Source organism: Nocardia sp. NPDC055321 (genome assembly GCF_053645575.1).
In genome coordinates, this window is the sequence record NZ_JBSHMS010000046.1 from 17,011 (window position 1) to 28,515 (window position 11,505).

The 11,505-nt window shown below is 65.6% G+C and carries 11 protein-coding genes and 1 CRISPR repeat array; of the genes, 4 read left to right on the forward strand and 7 right to left on the reverse strand.

Annotated elements, in window-relative coordinates; genetic code table 11:
* Positions 1 to 1,189 precede the first annotated feature (1,189 nt).
* Positions 1,190 to 1,523: a CRISPR direct-repeat array (repeat unit 29 nt; unit sequence ATGCTCCCCGCACGCGCGGGGATGAGCCC).
* A 152-nt stretch (positions 1,524 to 1,675) separates the two neighbouring features.
* Complete coding sequence (locus ACWIGI_RS39460) at positions 1,676 to 2,362, reverse strand: exonuclease domain-containing protein (RefSeq protein ID WP_454208762.1); 687 nt, start codon at positions 2,360 to 2,362, stop codon at positions 1,676 to 1,678.
* A 265-nt stretch (positions 2,363 to 2,627) separates the two neighbouring features.
* On the opposite strand from ACWIGI_RS39460, the gene ACWIGI_RS39465 reads away from it, so the two are divergent.
* A complete protein-coding gene (locus ACWIGI_RS39465; RefSeq protein WP_454208763.1) occupies positions 2,628 to 3,290 on the forward strand; it encodes a plasmid pRiA4b ORF-3 family protein in 663 nt (220 codons plus the stop codon).
* 8 nt (positions 3,291 to 3,298) lie between these two features.
* Here ACWIGI_RS39465 and ACWIGI_RS39470 read toward each other — a convergent pair whose 3' ends face one another.
* Both ACWIGI_RS39470 and ACWIGI_RS39475 read right to left on the reverse strand, forming a co-directional pair.
* Positions 3,299 to 3,616, reverse strand: a complete 318-nt coding sequence (locus tag ACWIGI_RS39470; RefSeq protein ID WP_454208764.1) for a hypothetical protein — start codon at positions 3,614 to 3,616, stop codon at positions 3,299 to 3,301.
* A gap of 56 nt (positions 3,617 to 3,672) precedes the next feature.
* Positions 3,673 to 3,957 carry a hypothetical protein gene (locus ACWIGI_RS39475; protein ID WP_379009734.1) on the reverse strand — a complete coding sequence of 95 codons (285 nt, stop codon included), beginning with the start codon at positions 3,955 to 3,957 and terminating at the stop codon, positions 3,673 to 3,675.
* Between the two features lie 170 nt (positions 3,958 to 4,127).
* Here ACWIGI_RS39475 and ACWIGI_RS39480 point away from each other — a divergent pair, with 170 nt between their 5' ends.
* A complete protein-coding gene (locus tag ACWIGI_RS39480; protein ID WP_454208765.1) occupies positions 4,128 to 5,186 on the forward strand; it encodes a class I SAM-dependent methyltransferase in 1,059 nt (352 codons plus the stop codon).
* Between the two features lie 122 nt (positions 5,187 to 5,308).
* Here ACWIGI_RS39480 and ACWIGI_RS39485 read toward each other — a convergent pair whose 3' ends face one another.
* The 4 genes from ACWIGI_RS39485 to ACWIGI_RS39500 all read right to left on the reverse strand — a co-directional run bounded on the left by ACWIGI_RS39485 (position 5,309) and on the right by ACWIGI_RS39500 (position 9,922).
* Positions 5,309 to 8,128 carry a GmrSD restriction endonuclease domain-containing protein gene (locus ACWIGI_RS39485; RefSeq protein WP_454208766.1) on the reverse strand — a complete coding sequence of 940 codons (2,820 nt, stop codon included), beginning with the start codon at positions 8,126 to 8,128 and terminating at the stop codon, positions 5,309 to 5,311.
* A 509-nt stretch (positions 8,129 to 8,637) separates the two neighbouring features.
* On the reverse strand, positions 8,638 to 8,763 hold the full coding sequence (locus ACWIGI_RS39490; RefSeq protein ID WP_454208767.1) for a hypothetical protein: 126 nt from the start codon (positions 8,761 to 8,763) through the stop codon (positions 8,638 to 8,640).
* 77 nt (positions 8,764 to 8,840) lie between these two features.
* Entirely contained in the window at positions 8,841 to 9,032 is a 192-nt protein-coding gene (locus ACWIGI_RS39495) for a DUF397 domain-containing protein (protein WP_454208768.1), read from the reverse strand.
* Positions 9,029 to 9,922, reverse strand: coding sequence for a helix-turn-helix domain-containing protein (locus tag ACWIGI_RS39500; RefSeq protein ID WP_454208769.1), 894 nt, complete (start codon positions 9,920 to 9,922; stop codon positions 9,029 to 9,031). Before ACWIGI_RS39500 ends, ACWIGI_RS39495 begins: the two co-directional genes overlap by 4 nt.
* 194 nt (positions 9,923 to 10,116) lie before the next feature.
* On the opposite strand from ACWIGI_RS39500, the gene ACWIGI_RS39505 reads away from it, so the two are divergent.
* Together ACWIGI_RS39505 and ACWIGI_RS39510 are read left to right on the forward strand one after the other, a co-directional pair.
* Positions 10,117 to 10,335, forward strand: a complete 219-nt coding sequence (locus ACWIGI_RS39505) for a hypothetical protein (RefSeq protein ID WP_454208770.1) — start codon at positions 10,117 to 10,119, stop codon at positions 10,333 to 10,335.
* A gap of 197 nt (positions 10,336 to 10,532) precedes the next feature.
* Complete coding sequence (locus tag ACWIGI_RS39510; protein ID WP_454208771.1) at positions 10,533 to 10,784, forward strand: hypothetical protein; 252 nt, start codon at positions 10,533 to 10,535, stop codon at positions 10,782 to 10,784.
* Positions 10,785 to 11,505: the final 721 nt, after the last annotated feature.

Here is an 11,505-nt window from a genome sequence, read left to right on the forward strand (position 1 = left end):
ATCCCCGCGCGTGTGGGGAGCATCGATTTGTCGAGGTCGTACAGGTAGGCCACGCGGGCTCATCCCCGCGCGTGCGGGGAGCATCGCCTGCGACCCCGTCCGGGCCCTGCTCTAGCCGGGCTCATCCCCGCGCGTGCGGGGAGCGCACTTTTTGACCTGCGTGTTTTCTCGACAGTTGGGCGTTTTTCATTCACTTTCGATCGCGGTTGAGGCCATGGTTGATGCTGCTCCCTTGTTCAGAGGATGGCGGCTTTCGTGCTCCTTGCGGGTGCGGTGGCAGGGACGAGTCTTGCATCCAGTACGGGTCTGCCACCTCTCGAGAGTCATGTTGCGCGGCAAGGGGATCACGCTGAGCGCGATCCGGGCGACCTGAGGGCAGACGACGGGAACGGCAGCGCGTGATAACCCGATCGTGGTCCGTTGACAAGGTCTGAGACCCACTGCAAGCGCGGAGCATCGGTTCGCCCTACCGGTCAGGCGCGGCAAGTTGCGAGCGCATCCAGGGATGCGGATCAGTGAGCGGCTCCCGCTTCGAGCGAACCTCGGCCCACAGATCAGCCAACGGCCCACCGGCGGTGTAGAATCGGCCACGGCCGGTGCCATGCGCCTGCAAAACGCCCGTATCGACCAACTGCGTCAAATCCCGACTGGCCGTATGTCCCTCAACCCCAGCACGTTTCATATAGACGGCACGACGCATTCGGTAGCCGATCACAGCGTCGAAAATCGCGCTAATCGCCCGCTCCGGCAAAGAGTGATCCGCGACGAGCCGATCCAAGCCCACCCAAATGGCATTCGCGTCTACGAATCGCCGAGCCACGCTCTGCGCCTGCATATGGTGAGCTCGCAGGTTGAACGACAGCCACAGGAGCGCGTCACCTCGCGGAGCCCAGTGCCCGTGACCGGTGTGTGCCAGTGCGGCGAAGTAGTCGGGGTGTTGGCCCCGAGCCACTCCGGCATCGGGCCGAGCAGAGACAGTTTAGCCAGTCCCGAACGTGCGCTGTTCACGCGGGCTCCAGAGCGGTGGCAACACCTGCGGCCGGATGGAAGACTTGCTCTCGTGGGGCGTCCCGCAGCACCCGTACCGGTCGCGCCAGGAAGGTTTGGAGTTGGCACGAACCCTGACGTCCAGCCGATCGAAAGTGAATGAAAACGACCGATCGGCGAGACAACGCGCAGGTCAAAAAGTATGCTCCCCGCACGCGCGGGGATGAGCCCACAGAGGTTCCGCCCGCCACCAACAACACCCGATGCTCCCCGCACGCGCGGGGATGAGCCTGCGGGCAAGGTGTGGTTTTCGAGCCACTGGGTATGCTCCCCGCACGCGCGGGGATGAGCCCGCCTGGCTCCAGCCCATCGAAATCCCTTGGCCATGCTCCCCGCACGCGCGGGGATGAGCCCCAAATCGCAGGCAGCGTAGCACTTTTCAACGAATGCTCCCCGCACGCGCGGGGATGAGCCCATGTCGGGCGCGGCTGAGGCCGTACTGACGAAATGCTCCCCGCACGCGCGGGGAGCACTGCGACGAACCATCGTCCCAGCGCCTGGATCGGCCAGGTCCAGCCCATCGACCGGCAGCGCCGCCGAGTTCGACAGCGCCGGCCTCAGGCGGCAGCGCACGCCAGCATCGGAAAACCTGCGACCGCGCCCACCGCGATATCGGACGCCCGAGCCGTCACGCCGTTCGAATCGGCCACTGCCCGTCGATATCCCCCGCGTCCCGCCCCTTCCGCCGCAGCCACGCCGCGAAGTCCTCCTGCCGATCGTGGTGCCAACCGGTCTGCACGGCCGTCAACTCCGTCGGCGTCAGGGTGCCGAGATCAACGACGTAGCGGGCGGCGAGGATCTCCACCAGTGCCACAGCGGCTTTCGCGTCATTGCCGGCGTCGTGTGCGGAACCGAGGACGGCTCCGTAGTGTTCGCACAGCGCGGACAGCGTCCGCTTTCCCGGGCGGTAGCGATCCAGTTCCCGATCCATCACGAACGGATCCGCGATCGGCCCGTGGACCAACGGCGGGTAGCCGAGCCGCTGTCCCTGCCTGTCCAGCACGGTGAAGTCGTAGCTGGCGTTGAACGCCACCACGACATAGCCGAGCGCCCAGACCCTTTCGAGTTCCGCACGTAACTCCGCGTAGCCGAGCGCGTAGTCCACACCCTCCGCGCGTGCCCGTTCCGTCGTGATGTGGTGCACCGCGGTCGCCTCGGCCGGAATCGACACCCCGGGATCGAGTAGCCAGCCTCGATCGAGCGCCGCATCCGGGAACACCAGGGCGGCGGTGACGATGCGCGCGGTCATCGGATCCGGCGAGGTCGTCTCGAGATCTATTCCGGCGAGCGGGCTTTCGGTCCATGGGACGGTCATCGGCGGGAATCTAGTCCATCTCGACCCCGCGGCGACGAGAACCCGGTCGATTGCGCTATCGGCTATCGGCATTCCAGCGTGGTCGGCAGCGAAGAATATTGGTGCCGTGCGCCGGAACCGATGAAGTCCTCGGGGCAGGGTCGCCCCGCCCGGACGCCTGCAACACCCCGCGGCAGCCGGTCATACCGTACAAACCGCGTGACTTTGCGGTGCGAATCCCTGAAACCGCCACGGATCTCGCCTTCATGTCGGTTAATGTCCAACCGTGGCCGAGATACAGCCGCCCTCCCCTTCCCATCGTGGACCGCGCCGCAAGCGGGCCACCACCCTCCGCGTGCGCGCGACGGTCATCGGCACCGAGCCGGCGCTGACGCGGGCGCTCGAAGTCTCGTCCGAGCTATTCCTCAACGACCTACACGAGGTCCTGGGGTGGTGCTTCGGCTGGGTCGGGCGCGCCGACCACGAATTTCGTTGCGGCACAACCTTCGACGCCGCCGACGCGGAGCGCTATGTCTCAGCCGCGGCGGTCGCCCGGGGTGACGCCGCAATCCCCGAATCGGGAGTCCGCCTCGACGAGATCCTGCGCACCCCGGGCGATTCCCTCTACTACCTGTACGACTTCACCGACCTCTGGCCCCATCACCTGATCCTCGACGGCTTCGAGCCCCGCACCGCCAAGACTCCCCGTGCCGTCTGCACCGACGGACGGCGAGACTGTCCGGCCGATGTGCCGGGCGGAATACAGCGGTACGAGTATTGGTCCGCCCGCGCCAATCCCCACGACGAGAACGGCTTCGCGGCCTTCAACTACCTCACGCCGGAAGACATCACGACGCAGACCGAGGACTCGGAGCCCACGCCGTTCGTCATCGAAGAGATCAACTATGGACTGGTGAGGCAGTTCGGGTACGGGCGCGATCCGAAATAGGCTACGTATCAGCTGTTTTCGCATCCTCTTCCGTCGCTGTCCCTGTCCAGGTCGTACTCGTCCGGTCCGATCACGCGGACCGGGCCCGTGAAGCCGGGTCCATTACCGCCGCCACCGAGGCAGTCGACGTCGCTGTTCCTCTCCACGCACGGGTCGTAGGACGGGTGACAGTTGCCGGCCAGTGGAGGCGGTGGCGGGCAGAACTGGGTCGACCCGCTGTTGCACAGAAAGTCGGTGAGCGGATCAGCGGCGGCCTGGATCGGCCAGACGATGGCGAAGGCCACCGCCGCGCACGCCGCTGATCCGAGGAATGAAGCCGAGCTCATCGCTGCTTCCGATCTTCGAGATCCCCTCGATCAATTCCGGCTATTTCGCGGACGGGTCAGGATTCTTCACATCCGATTCCGTTTCCATCCCTGTCCAGGCGATACACATCCGATCCGTGCACGCGCACCGGGCCACGGAGGTCCGCGCAGTCGACGTCGCCGGTGTTCGGCACGCACGGGTCGTAGGAAGGGTGGCAGTTGTTACTGGGCTGGGCGAATACCGCCTCGGACGTCGAGCTTTCCACCGCGCCGAGCGGAGCAGCGCCGGCTTGCGCCGGCCAGATGATTGCGATGGCAGCGACCGCACCGGCGGCCGAGCCGAGGTATGACAGTGCCTTCATGATTACTTCCGATCATTCGAAACTGATCTAGATCATTCTCCAGCTATCGGACAGCAACGGAGCAAACAGAGACCTAATCGTTGGCAGCGAGAACCCCCGCGCACGACGTCCCGTATCCCCTTCCGAGAGGGTCGCGAACGACCGCGGAAACGATCACATCGGAGGGCGCAGTGAGCCACGTTGAGCAGACGGCCGAGCAGTTCGCCGAGCGCATGTTCGGGGCCGCGCTCGGGGCCATCGACATCCTGGCGGCGCACCTCGGCGATCGGCTCGGCTGGTATCGGGCGCTGGCCGAGGGCGGGCCCGCGGATGCGGCGGAGTTGACCGCACGGGCAGGCGGGGATCGCCGGTACGCGCGGGAGTGGCTCGAGCAGCAGGCGTGCACCGGGGTCCTGACGGTCGATTCGGACGGGCGGTTCGCCTTGCCGAGCGGTGCGGCCGAGGTGCTCACCGATCGCACCAGCCTCAATTACCTTGCACCCCTTGCCCGGATGATCGCGGGAGCCGGCGTTCAGATGCCCGGACTGGTACGCGCGTACAGCGAAGGCGGCGGGGTCGGCTGGTCCGAATTCGGCGTCGACATGCGCGAATCACAGTCCGATATGAACCGGCCCTGGTTCGAGCGGCGCCTGGCCGCCGACCTCGCGGGCGTCGAAGATCTGCACGCTCTCCTCGCGCGGCCCGGCGCCAGGGTCGCCGATATCGGGTCCGGCGGCGGCTGGTCGTCGATCACGCTCGCACGGGCATACCCGGAGCTGACGGTCGACGGATACGACATCGACGAGCCCTCGGTCGCGATGGCTACCGAGAACGCCGCGGACCTGGCCGGCCGCGTCAGCTTCCGGCACGCGGACGCGACCGTCGATCTGCCCGAAGCCACGTACGACGCGCTGTTCGCGTTCGAATGCGTCCACGACATGCCGCACCCCGTCGACGTCCTCACCGGCATGCGCAAGGCCCTGCTCCCGGGCGGCGCGGTGATCGTGATGGACGAGGCGGTCGAGCCGGAGTTCACCGGACCCGGCGGCGAGGTCGACCGCCTGATGTACGGGTTCAGCCTGCTGGTCTGCCTGCCCGACGGCATGGCGCATCCGGACTCGGCCGGCACCGGCACGGTCATGCGGGCCGCGAAGCTGCGCGAGTACGCCGAGAAGGCCGGTTTCAGCGCCGTGGATGTACTACCGATCGAGGACTTCGGCTTCTGGCGGTTCTACCGGCTCACGGTCTGACCGGCCGGTCTGACCGAGGACCAATCGCCGGCGCCGGTCCCTTGCTACCGGCAGATACCCCGTACACCCGACCCCGCGGCGCGGAACCGCGGCAATGTCGCCGACGGAGTTCGACGTCCGAATCAGGCACTTCGGGGTCCGATCAGCAAGGCCGCCAAGTCGTCCGGCTTCGTGTTCTCGACCCCGACAACCCGGTATCCACCCTCGGCCAACCCGCTGTCCCGGTCGTCGTCCTCACCCTCGACCAGCGCCAGCCGCCATTCCGGCCACACTGCCTCGACCGGCCAGTTGTGCCTGCCGAGTTCGACGCACATCTCCGGTTCGGGGGCGCCGTGTTCGCTCAGCGCGGCCAGCAGCGCGCGCACCGCGGGCGAGACGGGCTGGGTCTCGGCATCCCAGCCCCCGCCCCCGGCGGTCTCGCCACCCAGTGCCGTGTTCCGGAACCACAGCAGCGCGTCACACAGCCGCCGGTACTCGGCGGGATCCTTGAGCGATTTGATCGAGAAGGTCGGGCGCAGGGCGAGTTTGCCCTCCGGGATGTCCACGCCGGCGATCTCGTTGAGGCGCAGGCGGAACTCGTTCCGAAGTTCGTTGCCGGTGAAGGGTTCTCGTACGACAAGGTGCTGAAAGACGATCTCCAGCTTGCCGGGACCACCGTCTCCCGGATAGAAGGCGCCGGGCCAGATCGGGCCTGCCGAATCGCGATTGAGCATCAGGATGCAGCTGGTGGACTTCGCGCCCGTGCCGTATTCGAGGTGTCCGCCCTGGGATTCCCAGAAGGCCAGAACCTTGGTCACCGCCTCGGCAACCGGAGCCGGGTTCTTGTCGGCGAACTGGGCGAAGAAGCGGGCGCGGCGGTCGACCTCGCTCGCCGTGCCGGGCCGCACGGCAGCGCTCGCGTCGGCTTCGGTCATGCCGAGCAGGTCCGCGAGGTCGCGGACGTTCAACCGCTGGCCGGGCGCGGCCACGTTGCGGTCGTTGACCGTAATGCCTTCTGTGCGAAGCACATCCACCACATCACCGCGGTCCGGTCCGTCGCCCCAGTTGAAGCCCTCCGCGACGCGGCCCGCGTGGTCGAGTACCCGGTGGGCGTTCGGGTACACGCGGGTCATCTGCTGGCCGATCGCGATGGGGCTCGAGCCGACCAGCGCGGCCAGGTCACCGTAGGAGGTCCAGGTGCCCGGCGGCAGGACCGACAGCGCGCGGCGGAGCAGACTCCAGTCGCGGGTCTTCTCCACGCGTTCCACACCGCCGATCGGGCTCGGCCACAGGGTGATCGCACGGTCGGCGAGTTCGGCTGCCCGCGCGGCGATTTCGGCGGCGCCCCAGGTTGCGGTGGCGGCGATGCGGCGGTTCATCTCCAGATGGCTGTTCGCCAGCAGGTCCTGCTTGCGCTCGAACGGGTGATTCGACAGGCGTGAGTTCTCAGCGGTGAGGGTCAGGTTGCCCAGCGTGTGCACGAGCCTCCCGTGCCGGTCGCGGGGCGATTCGCCGTCCGCCGCACCGACTTCCAAAGCCGCCAGCCACTCCGGACCCGGTTCCTGCGGCAGCACGTGTTCGATGGTCAACTTGGCGTTGACGAAATCGACCGGCTCGGGATGCTCGTAGCTCTCCTCGAGCCGTTGCAGCACCAGTCGGCGCTGTTCCCACTTCCCGTACCAGTAGAAGGGTTTCGTCGCGATAGCCTCGCGCAGCTCGTCATCGGTGGCCCAGTAGCGTCGCGGGGCGGACAAGACGTGGCGCAGGCCTTCGACCACCGTCATCCCGTCGGGCAGCTGACCGGGCAGCTCCTGGAAGATGCCGCTCAGGCTCTGGGTCGGGCGCTGGCAGATCATGCGGCGCACCAGGAACGATTCGATGTAGGACAGGGCCATGACCAGCTCGTCCGACGAGATGACGCCGGTGTCCCGCTTGTCGAGCAGCATCATCAGAACCGGATGCGTCGTCGCGGCCTGCCACTGGTCGATCCGCCGCAGGTACCGCCGCACCTCGAGGTTCGCCTCGTGCTCCGGATCGATGATGCGCCGGAAATGCATTGCCTTGCGGTGCAATTCGCGCACGTATGCCTCGATATCCTCCTCGGATTCACCGTCGCGGAGGAATCTGCGCTGCTGCGCCGAGTACATGTCCTGCCGGCGGACCCGTACCCCGCCGTCGAGCACCAACTGCAACCACATCAGCTGTTCGAGCTGCTCGTTGCTCAGGCTGCGTTGCATAGGCAGCCAATAAGTCTGGTAAACCTGCTCGCCGCGCTTGGGCAGGCGCATGAACAGGTAGTTGCGCACCAGGTCCGCCTGCGAGAGCTTGAGCCCGGTGTTGTTGAGCGACTCGAAGATTCGGTGGACGTTGTCGTCCCTATCGGCGACGACCTGGACCAGCGTCAGCCGCGTGGTGATCGCCTTCTCGATGTGCGAGACCTCGCGCGGCTCAGCGGGATCGTCCAGGGCGATCAACACCTGCCGGAAGTACCGGTACGCCGACCCGATCCGGTCACCGCCGGTGCCGGCGTGCGTATTTCGGACGTGCTCGCTGTAGGCGGGCCGGTCGGCCTGCGTCGGCAGAATCCGAAAGTAGCCGTCGTCCTCCTGGAACTTGTTGATCAGGTATTGCTCGTTGATCCGCTCGCGCTGCCGCGGATCGGTGTAGTGATCCCGGATCGCCGCGAGCGCCAAACTCAATGTCGTCAGCCGCTGCTGGCCGTCGACGACCAGCCACCGCGCGAAACTCGCGTCGTTCAACGGCGAAGGAGCCAGCACGACCGACCCGCAGAAATGCGTGGTCCCCTCTTCCCCCGCCGCAAGCAAATCCGCCTGCTCACAGATGTCACTCCACAGCTGCGCCAACTGCTTGTCGGTCCACGAATACGTCCGCTGATACAGCGGGATCTGAAACTGCTTCTCCCCCTGGACCAATGCCGCCAGCGTGGTCTCCGACGCCTTCATTCCACCCTCACCCTCACCTGATGCTTCGCTGGGGAACATTACCGGGATCACGGCTGACCGGGCCGCGTTACCGCGGCGGACCATCACCCGCCACGAACCGCGGTCCGGCCATCTCACCGATGTCGATACGAATCCCCGCACGTGCGGAGAGCACCGCTGGTGACCGGCAACACGACCGATTCGACCGGGCTCATCCCCGCGTGTGCGGGGAGCACTCCGCGTTCGTCCGGCTCGCCGACTTCGTCGAGGGCTCATCCCCGCGCGTGCGGGGAGCACGGCCCCACGCATTCGCAGTGGCTCGACACCGGGGGCTCATCCCCGCGCGTGCGGGGAGCACACTTCCTGACCAGCAGGTATTCGCGAGCATGGGCTGGTTTTCATTCACTTTCATTCGCAACATTCCTCGCGTGACTACGGACCGCCTTTCGATATCTACTCGCTCTGCTCCGCTGACCCGGGGCCGCTAGGCTTGTGACGCCAGGACGTACCACGGTGTGCCCCTTCAACACTCATCGGCATTCCACCAGCCCCGGCTTGGCCAGGTACTCACCATGCACGATCCAGGTCATGGAGTTCTCGGGGTCCATACCCAGCCGGCGCGGGGCGAAATCGCGGTTGCTCGGCTCGGCGATCAACTCGCCGTCGTGACCGGCGAGCGACGGACGAGCGCTCTCACGAGATGGGTCGCAGCCGGCGGCGCTCAGCTCTCAAGTCACGCTTGCCAGATCTCGCTCTCCAGGAAGGCATCCCATGCATCGGCAGGGAACCACAGTTCGGGGCCGCCGGGGTTCTTGGAGTCTCGCACGCCGACCGCATGGATTCCCAGACTGATCTCAACGCATGCCTTCGCTCCCTCGGATCTGGAGGACTTGAACCACTGTCGGTGTGGCGGTTGACTGTTCACGCCGCGAGCTCCTTCGCGATTCGCAACACTGCGTCTCGAGTGTCGTCTTCGGGCAACGCTACAACTTCCAACGCCGAGATCGCTTGACGATACGTCTCGAGAACATCCGGGCGCTCGTGATACAGCGCTCCAATAGCACCTTCGAGATATACGACGGGCGGCTCGACCAGGCCGTGACTCGGGTGCGAGAACTCGAGCAACGTGAAGGACTGAATCGTCAACCCCCGATGCGGCATTGACTCGAAGGGGATCAGACGAATGCCGACGTTGCCCCTCGCTCCCACTTCGGCCAGCCAGCGCAACTGCCCTGCCATGACCGCAGGGGTGCCCGTCCTGTGCCGCAAGACAGCCTCCGAAATCATCGCGCTCATCTGAAAACCAGGCTCCGCCAACCTTGCCTGACGACGCTCCATGAGTTCCACCCGCCGCTCCAGATTCACAGCAGATAAATCCGGCTCGTTGATTCGGATGACCGCCCGCTTGTAGTCGGGTGTTTGAAGCAGTCCAGGGACCAATACGAGCTGATGCGAGAAGATGCTGGACGCCGTCGCCTCCAGCCTCAGATAATGCGGGAAATGGGCATCGAGTTGATCCGCGTACGGCTGCCAAAAGCCCTTCGAATTACCCTGCAGCTTATCGCGTTTCGCCTGTTCCTTGACCTCGCTCCACAATCTGAGCGCCTCATCCCGCACCTCGGGTGCAGCGCGGTACAGATCTAGCAGCTGAGCTATCTGCGACGTTACGATCTTGGTAGGAATCCCGTCCTCGAGACGCAGCAGAGACTGCTTCGAGGTCTCGATATGCAGCCCGGCCGACAGTCCACTCACCTTCGCACTCTCACGGATCTCACGAAGGTACTTGCCAAATGCCCTGCGGGAAACGGTACTCATTTCGTTAGCCTCGCTATCCGGGTTGACACAAATTGGACCGGCCCGGACTGGACCTCCAGCAAATTCTATCGCTGGACCGAATTGTATGGTCCAGAACGCAAATCCAGATGTTTACTTGACCCATACACCCACGGCGACCCCGGCCACGTCGTCGTTCGACAACCAAAGCGAATACCGGCAAAGGAGACTCTCAAATGCTTTGGGACAGCTGGGTTTTGCTCGTTCTGCTGCTCGGCGGCCTGCTCACCGTGATCGCAGCGATGGTGGCCGACCTACGCCACAGCCAAGCTCGTCATGAACAATCAGCCGCACTCGTTCTCGAATTGTCCACCGGCAGCAGCTATCCCATGGTCTCGCGCGATCCGTGCGGGAAGCACCGCGCGGTCCGCTCCGATCGGAGGCGACGCCCGTGACCGGCACTTCCTCACGACTCGATCATCACCCCGTACCGGCGTACCGGGTCGATCTCCGCTACCCACACGGCGTTCGGGCCCTACTGCACCCACATCGCCACTGCACCCCCGGCCCCGGACACAGCGCCACCAGCTGCGGCCGGCTGCGCCAACTGCTCGAGATCGCAGAACGCAACGGATGGCGTTGGGCGACAGCGATGATCGCCTCCACCCAGCCGGGCGGGGACACCCCCGAACGCTACGGCCCACGCCTGAAGATGTTGGAAGAACACGCCGTCGGCGCAACAGAGAGCCGAATGACCCAAACCGAGGCGATCGAAGCCAGGGTGTACCACCGTGACTGCGACCCGCCCTGCGCACGGGCGCGCGCCGCAGCCGAACGATTGAACGACGACTTCGGCCCGAAACCCGCGACCATACTGCGCTTTCCGGAGCGTCCGGACCCCTGACCGGAGGTGCGGTCCCGATCGGTGCGATATGTCACCGCTCCCTCGCGCGCCCGACTGAAAGTCTCTGTCCGCACGCCGATTCCGACAGACAGGTGAAGCCGCGTGGTGAAACGGCAGGCGGTTGCGTCCACTCCCCCGATCCACAGGCTGCCACGCGGCACCGAGCTCATCGCGTCCGCGCCAGACGGTGGCACCACTCGCGACCGGATGGAAGACTCGTTGTTGAGGGCGTCCCATCCCTCCCGTACGGTCACCTCAGGAAGCTATGGAGGTCGGCGCGAACCATGGCTTCCGACCGATCGAAAGTGAATGAAAATCGACCGGTCGGCGAGGAAACGTGCAGGTCAAAAAGTATGCTCCCCGCACGCGCGGGGATGAGCCCAGTCACACTGTCACCAGGGAGAATGGTCGAGGATGCTCCCCGCACGCGCGGGGATGAGCCCGTGCTCGCCGCCCAGATGGACGCGACCCCCGAGATGCTCCCCGCACGCGCGGGGATGAGCCCCGTATCGAGCTGGCTTGGGGCGAGGTGCTTCTATGCTCCCTACATGCGCGGGGATGGGTGAGCAGGCGACCAGGTGTCGCTTCGCGAGACCACATCGCGGATGCGAAATATGCTGCCCTTAAGTATTTTTCGCTCCGCCGTCAGTCTCAACCGTGCGGCCTTCTCACCAAATATCGCCCGCCGAAGCACCCCCGCGTCCAACCGATCATGGGAGAA

What these genes read in the sequence shown, in the direction of transcription:
- ACWIGI_RS39505 (WP_454208770.1), top strand. Translation starts at nt 10,117, where the DNA reads ATGCTTTGGGACAGCTGGGTTTTGCTCGTTCTGCTGCTCGGCGGCCTG.
- ACWIGI_RS39500 (WP_454208769.1), bottom strand. Translation starts at nt 9,922, where the DNA reads ATGAGTACCGTTTCCCGCAGGGCATTTGGCAAGTACCTTCGTGAGATC.
- ACWIGI_RS39510 (WP_454208771.1), top strand. Translation starts at nt 10,533, where the DNA reads ATGATCGCCTCCACCCAGCCGGGCGGGGACACCCCCGAACGCTACGGC.
- ACWIGI_RS39470 (WP_454208764.1), bottom strand. Translation starts at nt 3,616, where the DNA reads ATGAGCTCGGCTTCATTCCTCGGATCAGCGGCGTGCGCGGCGGTGGCC.
- ACWIGI_RS39460 (WP_454208762.1), bottom strand. Translation starts at nt 2,362, where the DNA reads ATGACCGTCCCATGGACCGAAAGCCCGCTCGCCGGAATAGATCTCGAG.
- ACWIGI_RS39475 (WP_379009734.1), bottom strand. Translation starts at nt 3,957, where the DNA reads ATGAAGGCACTGTCATACCTCGGCTCGGCCGCCGGTGCGGTCGCTGCC.
- ACWIGI_RS39485 (WP_454208766.1), bottom strand. Translation starts at nt 8,128, where the DNA reads ATGAAGGCGTCGGAGACCACGCTGGCGGCATTGGTCCAGGGGGAGAAG.